This is a genomic window from Burkholderia latens (assembly GCF_902499045.1).
Lineage (GTDB): Bacteria > Pseudomonadota > Gammaproteobacteria > Burkholderiales > Burkholderiaceae > Burkholderia > Burkholderia latens.
The window spans coordinates 1-14,511 of record NZ_CABVPL010000004.1 but is presented as its reverse complement, the minus strand read 5'-3'; the positions used below and the strand labels follow the sequence as shown (position 1 = coordinate 14,511).

Genomic DNA, 14,511 nt, shown 5'->3' with positions numbered 1-14,511 from the left:
AGTCAGCAAAACTCCCGTGACGTCGTCGGCAGTGCACCGAGCAAGTCGCTGCGGTCGACGAGCTTGCTAGCGATCAGGTGTCGCACTTTACCTTCGGCTTGCCACACGCCGTAGACCGCGAGCAACGCAGCGCCGAGCGCTTCCTTCCGAAACTTCTCCAACAGACCGGGCCAGAGGATCACGTTCACCGTGCCTGTCTCGTCCTCGAGCGTCATGAACAGCACGCCGTTCGCCGTGCCCGGCCGTTGCCGAACCGTGACCAGGCCGCACGCGCGCGCGAGCTGGCCGCTGCGCAACGTCGCCAGCTGCTCGGCCGACTGCAGGTGATCCAACGCGAGGCGATCGCGCAGCAGCGCCAGTGGATGCCGGCCGAGCGTGAAGCCCATCGCGCGATAGTCCGTCACGATCTCGTGGCCCTCCGACGCTTGAGGCAACGCCGGCACCGCGTCGTCGCGTTCGGTGCCGCGCAGCAGGTCGCGATCAGGCACGGCAGCGGCCGCGAGCCAAAGCGCCGCGCGTCGGGTGCCGCCGGCGAACGATTGAAGTGCGTTTGCGCGCGCGAGCACCTGCAGGTCGTGGCGATCCAGCTGCGCGCGGCGCGCGAGGTCCGCGACGTCGACGAATGGCCGCGCTGCGCGTGCGAGCTCGATGCGGCCGGCGACGTCCTCGCGCATGCCGCGCAACAGCGAGAAGCCGAGGCGCACGGGTGCCGACGTCGTCGGCCCTTCGATCGTTGAATCCCATGTGCTCACGTTGACGTCGACAGGCAGCACCTCAACGCCGCGGCGTCGCGCGTCCTGCAGCAGCTGCGAGGGCGTGTAGAAGCCCATCGGCTGGCTGTTGAGCAGGGCGGCCAGGAACACAGCAGGTTCGTGTCGACGCAGCCAGGCGCTCGAGTAGACGAGCAGCGCGAAGCTGGCCGCGTGGCTCTCCGGGAAGCCGTATTCGCCGAAGCCTTTGATCTGCGCGAAGATCGACTCGGCGAACTCGCGATCGTAGCCGCGCTCCAGCATGCCGCTCACGAGACGTTCGTGGTACGGCTCGAGCCCACCCTTGCGCTTCCATGCCGCCATCGCGCGGCGCAACTGGTCGGCTTCGCCGGCGGAGAAGCCGGCCGCCAGCATCGCGACCTGCATCACCTGCTCCTGGAAGATCGGCACGCCGAGCGTGCGCGCCAGTGCCTTCTCCATGCCTTCTGACGGAAATGTGACGGGCTCCAGTCCTTGGCGCCGGCGGAGAAACGGATGCACCATCCCGCCTTGCACCGGGCCCGGCCGCACGATCGCGACTTCGATCACCAGATCGTAGAAGCACTGCGGCCGCAGGCGCGGCAGCATCGACATCTGCGCGCGCGATTCCACCTGGAACACGCCCATGCTGTCACCGTCGCACAACATGTCGTAGGTCGCCTTGTCCTCGGCCGGGATGTCCTGCAGTTCGAATGTCTCGCCGCGTTTCTCCGAGATCATGTCGAGCGCGCGGCGCACCATCGACAGCATGCCGAGCGCCAGGACGTCGATCTTCAAGATCCCGAGCGCTTCCAGGTCATCCTTATCAAATTGGACTATCGACCTATTCTCCATCGCCGCATTCTCGACCGGCACGAGTCGCGTGAGCTTGCCGCGGCTGATCACGAAGCCGCCTGAGTGCTGCGACAGGTGCCGTGGGTAGCCGAGCAGCTGCGCGGCAAATCCGGCCCACTGCTGGTTCAGCGGCGCTTCGGGATCGAGGCCGGCCTCGGCAAACCGCTGCAGCAGATCGGCGCGCGAGTCGAACCAGTGATGCTGCTTTGCCACGCGCTCGACGATCGCCGGATCCACGCCGAGCGCCTTGCCGGCTTCCCGTAACGCGCTGCGCGGCCGGTACGTCGTGACGGCGGCCGTCAGCGCTGCGCGATCGCGGCCGTACTTGCGGTAGATGTACTGCATGACCTCTTCGCGGCGCTGATGCTCGAAATCGACGTCGATGTCCGGCGGCTCGTTGCGCTCCTTGCTGATGAACCGTTCGAACAGCATCGATTGCCGCGACGGGTCGACCTCGGTCACGCCGAGGCAGTAGCAAACGGACGAGTTCGCGGCCGAGCCACGTCCCTGGCACACGATGCCTTGCTCGCGCGCGAACTGCACGATGTCGTAGACGGTCAGGAAATACGCCTCGTATTTCAGGTCGGCGATCAGCTGCAGCTCGTGCTCGATCTGCGCCTGGACGTCGACCGGGATGCCATCCGGGAAACGCCGTCGCGCGCCGATGTAGGTTTGCTCGCGCAGGTACGTCGCCGGGTCGGTGCCGGCGGGTACCAGTTCGTCGGGATACTCGTATTTGAGGTCGTCGAGCGAGAACGTGCAGCGCCGTGCGACGCGTACGGTTTCCTCGAGCGCGCCGGCGGGATAGAGGTTGGCGAGCCGCAGACGCGATCGCAGGTGACGCTCCGCGTTCGGCGCGAGCTCGTACCCGCACTCCGTTACCGGTCGGCCGACGCGAATTCCCGTCAGCACGTCCTGCAGCGGCTTGCGCGACCGAACGTGCATCAGCGGCCAGCTGGTGGCCACCACCGGCACGCCGTGGCGCGCGGCGACGCGCTCCACCACGCCGCGATGGATGTCGTCCATCGCGCGTGCGTGCAACGTCAGCGCGACCCATGCGCGATCGCCGAACACGCGCGCGAACCATTCGACCTGCGCGTCGAAGCGCTGCTCGTTGGCCGGGAAGTCGGGCGACAGGATCGCGATGCAGTCGGGCAGGCTCCGGAGGTGGCTGTACGGAGTTTCCGGGTGCTCGAGATCGAGCGGCGCTAGGCGGTACGTGCCTTTCTTGCTGCGCATGCGACCGAGCGAAATGAATTCGCAGAGGTTGCCGTAACCATCGCGATTCATCGCCAGCGCGGTGAAGGCGAGCGCGGGCGAGCCGTCGGCGGCCGTCAGCCGGAAGTGCGAGCCGATGATCAGCGGCATGTTCGCCGCCTTCGCTTCGACGTGCGCACGCACGACGCCGGCGAGCGAGCATTCGTCGGTGATCGCGATCGCGCTGTAGCCGAGCTGCGCCGCGCGTGCCACGTATTCCTCCGCGCGCGACGCGCCGTGCAGGAACGAGAAATCGGAGGCGACCTGAAGTTCCGCGTATGCGGGCAGGGCGCCGAAACTGCCGGCGTCCATGACGATCAGCCGAAGAGGCCGTGCAGGAAAAAGCGGGATTCGCTTTCGTCACTGGCCGTCGGCCGCTCCTTGTAGATCCAGTAGCAGACTCCGTGGTCGTCCTCGGCAACGAAGTAGTCGCGCGTCACGGTCTGCCCGTCCTGCCATCCGCCTTCGATGCGCTCGCCGGGCGACACCATGCGCAGCGGCGTGCCGTAGAACGGGCGATGCTGGCGCGTGAGCAGCGGCACCGGCTTGGCAAGCAGCCACGCCGGGCGTGGCAGATCCGCCGGCAGCGGCGCCGGCTTCGGCGCGTCGCGCATCGGCACCCATCGGGCGGCCGGCTCCGGACGGTAGTCAGCCATGGGAGCCGGGACGAGCACGTTCTCGGCGCCGAGCCGCGCGGTCAGCAGTTCGAGCAGCCGCGCGTGATCCTGCGGCTTGCCGCCGGGTTCCGGGAACAGCGAGTCGCTCGGCGCGGCCGCTTCCTGCACGCGACGGGCGACCAGGCGCACCGCAATCACGGGCCCGACGAGCTCGACGTGGCCGAGCCGCTCCTTGACCAGTCGCGTCAGGTGTTCCTCGAAGCGGGTAGGGGCGCCCAACGAAATTTCGATCTCGGTCGGGGCGATCGCGTCCCGCCCGCGCTCGTGCTCGAGCAGCAGTGCGAACGCGGCGACGTCCAGCTGCTTCGCGGTGAGCCAGCCGGTCAGCTGCAGGATCAGCCGGCGCGCGACGAACAGCAGCGCCTCGGCGTGCTCGACGCGATCCATCAGTTCAACGCGCGTGTTGAAAGACGGCGGCATTTCGAGCCAGTCGTAGGCGGCCGGCGCGGCGCCGGCGACCTGGTCGAGCCAGTCGAGCAGCTGCGTGCCGCAGCGCTTTTTCAGCCCGGCGCGCGGCAAGCGCTGCAGATCGGCCAGCGTTTCGCAGCCGAGATCCTCAAACCAGTTCGCGTAGCGCCGGGCGTCCGGCGCCACGACGAGCGGCACGCGCGCGAGCGCGCGGCGCAGCGATCGCGCAGACAGCGCGAGGCCGCCGCGCAGGCCGCGGGCGACCATCCACGCGGCCGGGCCCGACGACGCGACGGATATCGCCGCCGTGACGCCGAACGACGCGACAACGTCGCGCACGCGCTGGCGCAGCGCGCGGATGCCGTGGAACAGGCGCAGGCTCGCCGTCACGTCGAGCAACACCACGGCTTCGTCGGCGTCGACGACGCTTGGCGTGAACTGCAAAAGCGAATATGCAACGCCAAGCACGAGCTCGCGCTCACGCGCGGCGTCGCGCTCGCGTATCTGCGCGTCCGGCGCGAGGGATAGCACGCCACCGCGGCGCATGCCGGCGACCACGCCGAGCGCGCGTGCGGCGCGATCGAGCGCCACGACGCGGCCGCCCTCGAGCACGACGAGCCCGCGCGCATCGTCAGGCGACGGCGCCGGCGATCGCGGCCGGAACACTTCTATGTTGACGTGGGGCAGCAGCACGCCGATCCAGACTTGCATGGCGGTTCAACAAAATCGGCGAGGGGGACAGGGGAACGAACAGCGGCGTGTCGCGTGCCGGCCCGCGGCGCTTCACGAACGTGACGTCGATGCCGTCGCGCTTGGGCGCCAGCGCGAGCCGCAAGGGTGCCGGCGACGCATCGCGCGCGGCGGCCGCAGACCGGAAGAGGTAGAACAGCGCCTGGCCGCTCTGCGCGGCCAGATTGAGCCGCCGCAATGCGTCAGCACGGACGTGCGACTGCCAGAGCAGCACGGCAGCGCACGTGCCGGCACGCAGCGCCTGTTCGGCTGCCCACAGCGCGTCGGCCGTGCGCGGCGCCGGCAGCGTTACGAAGCCGGCCGGATCGATACCCCAATACGCGAGCGCCAACGGTTGCAGCGCGTGTGGCGGCTGGATCAGCATGACCGGCTTGCCGGCCGCACGCGTGAGCACCGGCGCCAGCAGCCGAAGCTCGCCGATACCAGGCTGCGTTGCGAGCAGCTCGATCAGCGCGCCGGCCGGCCAGCCGCCGCCGGGCAGTTCGGGCGTCAAGTCCGGATGGCCCGTGTCGACGCCGCGCACGCTTGAGCGCGCCAGTTGGCTGGCGCGCCATAAACTGGGATGGATTGCTTCTGGATGGGCGAGGGCGGGATGCATGGGGTCGGTTACGCAAAACACTGTATGTTTGTACAGTATATGACAGAGATAACCGGCCCACCAACCCCCGCGTTTACGCTGCGAGTTGGTGCTCGTAGTACGGCCGCTCGCGGTCGGCGAGGATCTCGCGCAGTTGCGCGCGCCGGCTTGGATCCGGCGCGAGCCAGGCGTCGACGTTCGAGGATTTAATGGGGACAATACACCTGTCGTGTCCGGCAGCCGCCACTTCCGGGGGTGGGTCGTCGGTGATCGCCGCGAAGGACCATAAATCGTCGGCGCCAGGGATCTCGGTGCGGGTCCACAGGCAGGCGACCTGCATGTGTTGCGGAGGCGTTGGGTCGAAGCGAAGCACGACATTCTGGCCGTCGCGCTTCACGTTTTCGAAAAAAGCGTCGACGAGCAAGAGGCCATGCGTGAAGCCAAACACCTTCCGCCAGGCGGTACTGAGCGAATCGGTCCTGGCGTTATACGAACCGTCCTTGGCACGCTCGTCCGTTTCGGTCCAACCGGGAATGCGGCATCGATACCGCATCGGTACGATCAGGCGCTTGCCGTCGAGCTCGATCAGCACGGGCGCATACCAACCGGGGAAGATCCGCGAATCGCGCTCCTGTAGGTCCTGCCGGCGAAGATCGTCGAGCCCGCGCGTTGCCGCATCGATCTTGTTCGTGGCGATTCGGACGTCCTCGCTGGCCTTCTTCGTGATCTTCACGGCGAGCTTTTTCTCGGCCGCGACGAGCCGCGCTCGCTGCTCGAACAGAGCGGTCTCCAGCTTTCGTGTCCACCGGCTCCGATACGCGGCGATCGCGGCCGAGATTTCGTCGTCGACACCAGCGAACGCGGCGTCGACCGCTTTCGGGATCTTGATGTCGCTCCCGGCCGCACGCGCGAAGAAGATGCGCCTGAACGTCTCGATGTCCATGTCGGCGCCATAGCGCCGCACATACTCCCGGTAGTTGGCTTGGATCTTTGCGGAATAGCACATTGCCGTGCCCCATAAGCAACCGTTCAGGGACAGGGTACCGCAAGCTTTGAGCATGGACCTACCACTGTCGCTACGGTCGGCCGACCGCCGAACGTTCTCCCGGCACGATCGACGCGGGGATGAGTCGTCAGGCATCCTCTCCCGGCCACCACGGTTTTGCAGCACGCTCGATCAGATAGTCATCGAGATTCTTGCCTTCCAGCCATTTCGGTCGCGGCCCGAATCCAGACCATTGCTTACCCGACGAGGGATCGTAGTACTTCGCTTGCGCCCGTGGTTTGCGGGATTTCCGGAAACCTGCCGCGCGCAGAAGTTCATCTTCGGTGATACCGTAGAGCGCCACGCGCTCCTGGATATCTGCCAAATACGCCTGCTTCTCGTCCTTCTTCAGATCCGCGAGCCGAATGTTCAATTCACGGAGTTGGGCCTGTAGGTCTTGTAGTTCATTGATCACGATCATCGCCGGGTTATTGCAACACGGCGGAATGGTAACGGATGATCGGTTCGTTGCCCGATTTTTCCCACCGGTCTCTCAAGCTTGAATCACAACTGCCGATATAGGATCTGATGTGTACAACAGCTCCGTGGTCCCGCCCGGGCCCCGGCTACTACTACAAGCTGCCAGCCTGTCGCAACCCTCGAAAGAGGGCCTATTTCATGCAGCTTTTGGAAAAACGAGCGCACACGAATGGACTACCATCGCGTTGTTCCAATCCGATTCGAGTTACGGAGAAACTGAGAATGTCAAACACGACCACGATGAGCAAGAGAATTTTTGCGACCATGGATGGCGTTCGGGTCGGGGGCGTGACACGCTTGATCGCACTCTCACTTCCGATTTCGACATTCATAGTGATGTTCTCGATCGGCTCAATGTTTGGGCACCCGATGCCGAAGAACGGTGTCGCGGCCTTTCTGACGCTTACTGTTGCCTACCTAGCCGCGACGGCATTCACCGTAACCGTCTGGAACGAAAACGGCCCATTGAGAGAAGGTGATCGGTTCGTCTTGATCGCGGCCGCAACCGCCAGCGTAGCGTTGGGACTTCTTGCCGCTTCATACTTCTGGGTCATGTAACCGGTGGACGGGATAGCGACAGGAAAACTCAGTCGAATATGGTCTTTCAGCGTTGGGGCCATAGTCACAATTTTGCTTATCTACGCAAGCGCGACTGCAGCTTATCTCTATCCGGCGTACCGCGACCCTGCGCTCATGTTAGTGGCGTCAGCTTGGCTTTCCGTTCCGGTATCGACGGTCATTCACGAGCTTGGGCATCTGCTGATGGGGATCGCCTTCGGCATGCCCGCTTCGGAGCTTAGACTTGGTGGCGGAAAGCTGCGCTTGGCCCTTCAGTTCGGCCCGAATTTCCGGCTCCTGCTTGGTTGGTTGCCATTCACCGGTCACGTCGAATTCAAATGGCTGCCAATATCCCGGCCACGGCGCATCGCGGTGTACGCTGCAGGGGTGGGAGCAACGTTTCTGGCAGCGGCGGTAGTTTGCTTCTTTCCACTCCAGGGACAGACCGCCTCGCAAGCAGGGGTCCTGCTTGTCGTCGTTTTGTCTGGGCTCGAGAACCTCGCAGGACGCCATCCGCAAAGTGATCGATGGTCGGATGGAGAGGCTATTCGGGGCCTGTGGGCATACAAAAAATGCTCAGTGAGTACGATTAGCGTCACACGACGCCCCTAGCAACCCGATGAATCGTTGCGATCTTACCTTTGGGCCGTCACATGTTTCGACACATCGACAAGTTCCTCGAAGAATTTTCGCCATGGTCCTACCTTGCCTTTTTGATGGTATCCATCGGCTGCATTCTTCTCGCGAGAACCGGCGTCATCCCGTGGCCGGCAGGCATGGCGCTCAACATCGCTCTGTTTGGGTTCGCTATTCACGGCATTCTCGCGGGTCGAGATCGGCACTAGCGCTCGAAATCGAACGCGAACGATAGGGACAATCAGCGAGAGCACGAATGAAGACGATTCGATGGATCTTGGCGACGTATTTGCCAATGCCTTCAGTATTGGCTGAGGCGATTGACGACGGTAGAGTGCGTACCTCCGTCAATGAGGAACGGCGCACCGCATGCTTCATCGGGCCCCGGGTCGCAGACAAGGCCTCAATTCGCCGAGCAATTGCTCAAAGAAAGATGTGGGAAGTCCTAGCAGTGTGCGCTTTCGGTACCGTAATCGGAACCGCGGCGGCAGGTATCGTCGAATTCGTTTCGATGTGATCGACACACTGCACGCAGACCTGCCTTGCACCGTCGGGATTTGATACTGGAAAACGCGAAAATTATGCGTCATATGAGATGAACGTGGCAAATCAGAATAGTGAGGACAGTATGGGTAAATCGAATAGGCGACTTCTCACCGGCAACAACGCAAGCGCCGATATTGGCATCCAGTTGAAAAGCGAGAATTCTCTCTACAGGGTTTTCGGCTGCGCAGATATGTCAGGCGGCGAAGACGGCGCTGTCCCACGTGGTTGTGTAGAACACTTGATTGGGCATCGTCAATGGAACGTCGTACGACGTTATTTGAAACAGAATCGAATCCCGTACAAATGGCGGCCCATTGTCCTCGGCGCGGAGTTTGAATCTCGTAACGGCGCGAGCTGGTGACTCGGAAAACAACATCAAGCCGCGGCATCGTCCATGTCTGCGCGCCGGATGCGACATTAAAACTTTGCTATCGCAATGAAAAATTCGCTAGATACAATTTTGTGAATCCTAACTCGGAATGCAATTTAACCGCTCTTCGAGAGCCGTGTGCAGCTCGAATAGGCGGTGGTCACGGGGGCTGCCCATGATCGCCATGCACCCCGATGAAACGGTCTTTTTTCCTCATCGCAGGAATATAATGTGTCGGTTGTGGACAGAGGGTTTGCATCTACGCTCCAAGCCATCTCGACCACTGGCCAACCTTCTAAGTCGGAGTTCCTTCACATACATGGCTACCTATCTCGAACTGAAAGCTCAGGCAGAAGCACTGGCGCAGCAAGCGGAAGAAGCACGCGTTGCCGAGCTGGAAAGCATCATCGCAATCATCCGTGAGCAGATCGCCGAATATGGCATCACGCCTGAGCAACTTTTCGGACGTCGGCGCGCTCCGGTGTCGGGGACGCGGGCACCGGTCGCGCCGAAATATCGCGACCCGAAAACGGGAGCAACCTGGAGCGGGCGTGGCAAGGCACCTCACTGGATTGCAAACGCGAAGAACCGCGACCGGTTTTTGATCGAGCAGTGAGTGGGGTTGAGCTCGACGCCGTTAACCCTGCATGATGGAAATTATCGGGCGATATGCCGTGAACGGACGGTCTTGGCGGCCAAGGCAATGGGACACGGCGAAGTATTTCCGTACGCTGAGATGATCGTCAAGGATGGATGGGCTACCTTCACCCGAAACGGCGTCGAAGTGTGGAACTGCAGCGCGCGGTATGCTGCGGCTCACTTCGACATTCAATCCGCTTAGGAACATCCGCAGATGAGCGAACTTGTGCAGATTGCACCTGGCGTTGTGTTCTCGTCCGATGTGCTTGGCGCCGATTGGGTACGGAAGCATCAATCGGGCGCCGAGGGCACTCAGTCCACGAACCAGCAGAGCTCAGCTGCAAAAGAAAGCAATCAAGCAGGCCGCCCAGGCATCCCGGGTCAGTTGTCGTTGTTGTAGAGAACTGACGATGACAGACATCTTACGGTTATCGGCTTTCGCGTTACCACCGACGTTCCCTCCTGAGTCGGTGCCCGACGCCTGCTCCCGTTTCGTCCGCGAGTGCGTGCCGGGTCTGACCAAACGTCAATTACTAGCGCGTACGCGCGCGCGAGGTTGGGCGCCAGCGTGGCGCCCTCTGACGCATCTTGTCCGGGAGGGGTTCGAAGCGTTTGCCTTCGACTTAATCGTTGATGGGACGCGCGTCCCCGTGATTGCCTGGATGCAACGTCTCGGGAAGGATGTCGACTGCATCTCGGTAGCCACACGAGATCCACGCCAACTCTCCCTGTTTTAATAGCGGTGCACGATTACAGTCCTCGCGCGCGTTAAGGTCGAGACATTCGAGGCGTCGATCGAGCTCATTGCACAGCGGTGCTCATCGGCGTTGCCAGTGATCGTCGTCATCGCGTAGACCAGGTTGTCGCTGTGTTCACACCGTCATCGGTCGTCGCACGCGAAAGCCCTGTTCGGTAGGATCTCCTGTCTTGTCCGCTGTGGCGATCAGCCGGCCAGCTGAAGATCCTTCAGGGCTTCGGGGTGCTGCACGGCGACGCGCAGCAACGTCTGCGCCGCGCCGGTTGGGTTGCGGCGGCCCTGTTCCCACTGTTGGTAGGTGCGTACCGATACGCCGAGCAGGCTGGCGAACTCCGATTGCGACAAGCCGACCTTTGCGCGCGCAATGGATGCCTCAGTCGGCTGTACGCGCGTCGTGCGGCCAGCAACACCAGCCTTCATTTGGCGGACCGACTTCAGCAGGTCCGCTTGAAACTGTTCCATTTCCTTATCCACGATCGATTTCCTCACGAAGTTGATTGAGAAAGCTCGTCGGCAGGTTGTCGAACTTCGCTTTCGTGTACGCAATCAGTAGCCAGATTTCGCCGTCATCGAGCAGGTTGTAGTAGATGACGCGCGAACCGCCGCGTTTCCCCATCCCGGCGCGCGACCAGCGCACTTTGCGCAGTCCCGACGTGCCGGGAATCACGTCGCCGGCTAGAGGATTGTCCGCGAGCCAGTTGATGAACGCCTCTCGCTCGTCGTTGCGCCAGATTTCATCTGCGTACCGCTGAAAAATCGGGGTTTCGATGATGGTGTACATGGCGAATACTATACGCCATTGGCGCATAGTTGGCAAGTCAACCGCTATGTCGATATGCTGAAACCGGTCGGCGGCCCGTGGCCGGTGCCATCAAAAGTTCGCGATACGCGCCTCTACGGTCTCGACGCGCAACCGGAGTTCGAACCCGACCTTGGCCGCGGTGGCCGTTGCGACGAGTTACAGCGGCCGAGGGGAAATGTGTCGAGGGCGTGGAAATGCGCGAGGTCGCCTCCAGAGAGGCGAATAATCCTTCCGACCCCATTTAATCGATAATGTTAATTATGTCAACTTTAGGTCGGACAGTTTCGACATCTGTACCAGCGGGCGCGACAAGACAACTTCACTGCTCCCTCATTAAGCGGATCGCCACCACAAATCTTGCAAAATTTATGGTGCAAGATTATCATGCGTGAATGAGTACGCACGAGCATATCCTTCAAGACTCCGCCCGTAGGATGGGGGCACGCATTCGTGCGGCCCGCGAATCCGCGGGTATGACGCAAGCACAGCTTTCAGAGGCACTTGGCTTCGCAGATCGGCAAACGCTTTCGACTATCGAAAATGGCGATCGACGTGTGCAAGCTGCGGAGCTCGTGCGGGCAAGTCAAGTACTCGGTCACGCGATTGACTGGTTTATTGACCCATTTGTTGTCACCGGTGAGGCTCGCTTTTCGTGGCGAGTTGCACAAACGGTGCCTGACGCGCTCCTAGACGAGTTCGAGTCTCGTATCGGCCAACTCGTCGGCCTTATGCGGCATCTCAAAGTTGCACTTCACGGTCCCTCCAGAGCACTCACGCCGATGCTTCGCATACCTCCCCATCCCACATTCGAGGATGCTTGGGCTTGGGGGGAAGCGGTGGCTCAGGAGCTAGAACTGGGAACTATTCCGTCTGAGAAGCTGGTCGATCACATCGAACGCAAGCTCGACATTTCTGTGCTCTTCATTGACGCAGAAGTCGCTATGGATCCCAAAGATATTTCGGGAGCGATGTGTCGCTTATCAGATCTAGGGGTGATCGTCATTAACCGTCAGGAGTCGACCGTACGCCGCAATTTCGATGTGGCGCACGAGTTGTTTCATGCGCTCACGTGGGACGCCATGCCGCCGGATCGGCGCGATCCAAGTGATCAGCCTGCTGGAAAGCGTGTCCCACGCATCGAGCAACTCGCAGATAATTTCGCTGCCGCGGTGCTAATGCCCAAGGCTACTCTCGACAAGCTAATCCCGCAGGAGCATCTGACAGATGCGGCGTATCTAGCGAGCGTTGCGCGTGAGTTGCAGGTTTCCACCGGTGCACTCGCCTATCGGTTGCTCAATGCGAAGATGATCGACAAATCAATCTGTGATGCGTTGCGCGAGGTTTACACCCCGAAGGCTCGTACGGAAATGCCGAAGCTGCTCTCTGCTTCGTTCGCTACTCTGTTGCACGACGGAATCGCACATGGTCACGTTTCTGCTCGTAAGGCCGCCAAGGCGCTTTCGATGAGACTTGATCAGCTTGCAGAACTGATGACGGAGCATGGGAAGGCCGTGCCGTTTTCGATGTAGGTCCTGTAAATGGCTAAGCCGCGAGTATTGGTTGACACATGCGTGATCATTGAGGCTTTTCGCATCAATTGCTGGAAGGCACTATGTCACCATTTCGAAGTTGAAACCGTCGAATGCTGTGTAATTGAATGCTGCACTGGGGACCCGCTTCAGCCCGGTCGCGTACAGATTCCTCGCCCCGAACTCATTGGTGGCTTGGCGCGAGTGCATGCCGTTGATGACACAATGCTGGCAATGCTCCGGCTCGATTGCCCGCATCTTCCTGCACTGGACGACGGTGAGCATCATCTAATGGCTTGGCTCCATGCGAATCCCGACGATGCCGTTCTGACCGCAATTTCCACGGCTGACCGCGCCGCGATACGTGCCACACACGTGCTAACACTTTTGGATCGGGTAACATCTCTGCAGCAACTCGGACAAAGTGCGGGCGTTGGGCGCAAGCAGTTGGACAACCTGCAGCCCCATTTCCAGGAAGACTGGCTGAGCACCCTGCGTCTTCAATTGAGAATGAATATCCTGTAAGGATGTCCTATGTAGTGGTCAACTAATCCCGGACACTGCGTTAAGTTTTTCTTCCGCAACCGCCGGCGCCAGTCCGTCATTGAACTGATGCGGTCGTATCCAGTTGTACCGGTGCATCAGGTAGTGGCTGATGTCCCGGTGTGCCTCCTGCGCCGACATGTAGCCCACTGACGGTAGACATTCGGTCTTGAAGCTGCGGAACAGCCTCTCCATCGGGGAGTTATCCCAACAATTTCCTCGACGGCTCATGCTCTGCTGTATCCGATAGCGCCAGAGGCGCTGACGGAATTTCCGGCTTGCATATTGGCCGCCTTGATCCGAGTGAAACAGCAAGCCTTGCGGTCGACCACGACGTTGCTCATAGGCCATCTCCAACGCCTGCACGACCAGATCGGCATCAGGGCGTGTCGAGAACGCCCAGCCAACAACCCGACGCGTGAACAGGTCGAGTACTGCGGCCAGATAATGCCAACGGCCCTGCGCCCAGACATACGTGATGTCACCACACCTGATTCGGCGTACCAACCTCGAATTCGCGATTGAGATGGTTCGGGATATCGATCCGCTCGACCGTGGCCTGCTTGTAGGCATGGCGGCCCGGCTGCTTGCAGATCAACCCGAGTTCTTCCATCAAGCGGCTGACCTTGAAGCGGCCAATCGCCGTACCTTCCTCGCGCATCATGCCCATGATGCTGCGACTGGACAGCGAGCCGATGCCGGTCGAGGTCGACGTGGACAGCGAAGCCACGTTGCTGTTCGTCGCGCTCAGGCCCGTCGACAGCGAGTTGATCGCGGTCGAGGTCGACGTGGACAGCGAGGCCACGTTGCTGTTCGTCGCGCTCAGGCCGGTGGACAGCGAGTTGATGCCCGTCGACAGCGACGCGACGTTCGACGCGGTCGACGTCGACAGCGCATTCACCGCGTTGTTCGTCGCGTTGAGCTGGCTGCCGTTGATCGCGTCCGTGCTGCTGGCCGAGATCTGGCCGGCGGCGACGTTCGTGATCTGGCGTGCCTGGCCCTGTGCGCCGACGCTCACCACGCCGACCGGCGAGCTGCCCGCGAAGAAGTACGTGACACCGCCGATCGTGGCGCTCGACGTCGGGTTCGCGGTGCTCGTGACCGATTTCGCGCCGAGTGCGATCGAGTTGGCGACGTTGGCCGTTGCGCCCGAGCCGAAGGCGAGTGCGTCGGCGGCGGTTGCCTGCGCAGCCGAGCCGTAGGCCTGTGCGCCGACAGCGTTGGCCGTGGCCTGGTTGCCGAGTGCGATCGTGTTGTCGGCGAGCGCCTGGTTCGATCTGCCGAGGGCGAGCGCGCTCGCGCCGTTGGCCGTGTTCGCGTTGCCGAGCGCCACTGCGCCGTTGCCGGTCGCCGT

13 protein-coding genes and 2 pseudogenes are annotated in these 14,511 nt (G+C 61.9%); 6 read left to right on the top strand and 9 right to left on the bottom strand.

Annotation, left to right across the window (positions count from 1 at the left end; translation table 11 throughout):
• Positions 1–2 precede the first annotated feature (2 nt).
• The 5 genes from BSE24067_RS03960 to BSE24067_RS03940 all read right to left on the bottom strand — a co-directional run bounded on the left by BSE24067_RS03960 (position 3) and on the right by BSE24067_RS03940 (position 6,712).
• Positions 3–3,152 (bottom strand): error-prone DNA polymerase, encoded by a 3,150-nt coding sequence (locus BSE24067_RS03960; protein WP_151062585.1) that lies wholly within the window; start codon positions 3,150–3,152, stop codon positions 3–5.
• A 5-nt stretch (positions 3,153–3,157) separates the two neighbouring features.
• A complete protein-coding gene (locus BSE24067_RS03955; protein ID WP_170297401.1) occupies positions 3,158–4,636 on the bottom strand; it encodes a Y-family DNA polymerase in 1,479 nt (492 codons plus the stop codon).
• Positions 4,557–5,273, bottom strand: coding sequence for a translesion DNA synthesis-associated protein ImuA (gene imuA, locus BSE24067_RS03950; protein WP_151062584.1), 717 nt, complete (start codon positions 5,271–5,273; stop codon positions 4,557–4,559). Before imuA ends, BSE24067_RS03955 begins: the two co-directional genes overlap by 80 nt.
• 73 nt (positions 5,274–5,346) lie before the next feature.
• Positions 5,347–6,258, bottom strand: coding sequence for an SOS response-associated peptidase family protein (locus BSE24067_RS03945; protein ID WP_151062583.1), 912 nt, complete (start codon positions 6,256–6,258; stop codon positions 5,347–5,349).
• A gap of 127 nt (positions 6,259–6,385) precedes the next feature.
• A complete protein-coding gene (locus BSE24067_RS03940) occupies positions 6,386–6,712 on the bottom strand; it encodes an H-NS histone family protein (RefSeq protein WP_062911871.1) in 327 nt (108 codons plus the stop codon).
• Between the two features lie 287 nt (positions 6,713–6,999).
• Here BSE24067_RS03940 and BSE24067_RS03935 point away from each other — a divergent pair, with 287 nt between their 5' ends.
• From BSE24067_RS03935 to BSE24067_RS03920, 4 genes are all read left to right on the top strand, one after another.
• Positions 7,000–7,335: a hypothetical protein gene (locus BSE24067_RS03935; protein ID WP_151062582.1), complete on the top strand. Its 336-nt coding sequence runs from the start codon at positions 7,000–7,002 to the stop codon at positions 7,333–7,335.
• Between the two features lie 135 nt (positions 7,336–7,470).
• Positions 7,471–7,947 (top strand): site-2 protease family protein, encoded by a 477-nt coding sequence (locus BSE24067_RS32915; RefSeq protein WP_367647125.1) that lies wholly within the window; start codon positions 7,471–7,473, stop codon positions 7,945–7,947.
• 625 nt (positions 7,948–8,572) lie between these two features.
• A complete protein-coding gene (locus tag BSE24067_RS03925; protein ID WP_151062580.1) occupies positions 8,573–8,878 on the top strand; it encodes a hypothetical protein in 306 nt (101 codons plus the stop codon).
• Positions 8,879–9,206: 328 nt separating this feature from the next.
• Entirely contained in the window at positions 9,207–9,503 is a 297-nt protein-coding gene (locus BSE24067_RS03920; RefSeq protein ID WP_151062579.1) for an H-NS histone family protein, read from the top strand.
• Between the two features lie 966 nt (positions 9,504–10,469).
• Here the strand turns inward: BSE24067_RS03920 and BSE24067_RS03915 are convergent.
• Positions 10,470–10,757 (bottom strand): helix-turn-helix domain-containing protein, encoded by a 288-nt coding sequence (locus BSE24067_RS03915; protein ID WP_151062575.1) that lies wholly within the window; start codon positions 10,755–10,757, stop codon positions 10,470–10,472.
• Positions 10,750–11,064 carry a hypothetical protein gene (locus BSE24067_RS03910; protein WP_012464916.1) on the bottom strand — a complete coding sequence of 105 codons (315 nt, stop codon included), beginning with the start codon at positions 11,062–11,064 and terminating at the stop codon, positions 10,750–10,752. Before BSE24067_RS03910 ends, BSE24067_RS03915 begins: the two co-directional genes overlap by 8 nt.
• A 413-nt stretch (positions 11,065–11,477) precedes the next feature.
• On the opposite strand from BSE24067_RS03910, the gene BSE24067_RS03905 reads away from it, so the two are divergent.
• On the top strand, positions 11,478–12,614 hold the full coding sequence (locus BSE24067_RS03905; protein WP_151062574.1) for a helix-turn-helix domain-containing protein: 1,137 nt from the start codon (positions 11,478–11,480) through the stop codon (positions 12,612–12,614).
• 42 nt (positions 12,615–12,656) lie between these two features.
• A complete protein-coding gene (locus tag BSE24067_RS03900; protein ID WP_151062573.1) occupies positions 12,657–13,139 on the top strand; it encodes a hypothetical protein in 483 nt (160 codons plus the stop codon).
• A gap of 18 nt (positions 13,140–13,157) precedes the next feature.
• Here BSE24067_RS03900 and BSE24067_RS03895 read toward each other — a convergent pair.
• Positions 13,158–13,848, bottom strand: a pseudogene (locus BSE24067_RS03895) (IS3 family transposase); the annotation flags it as partial.
• Positions 13,837–14,511, bottom strand: a pseudogene (locus tag BSE24067_RS33065) (YadA-like family protein); the annotation flags it as partial. The pseudogenes BSE24067_RS03895 and BSE24067_RS33065, both read right to left, overlap by 12 nt.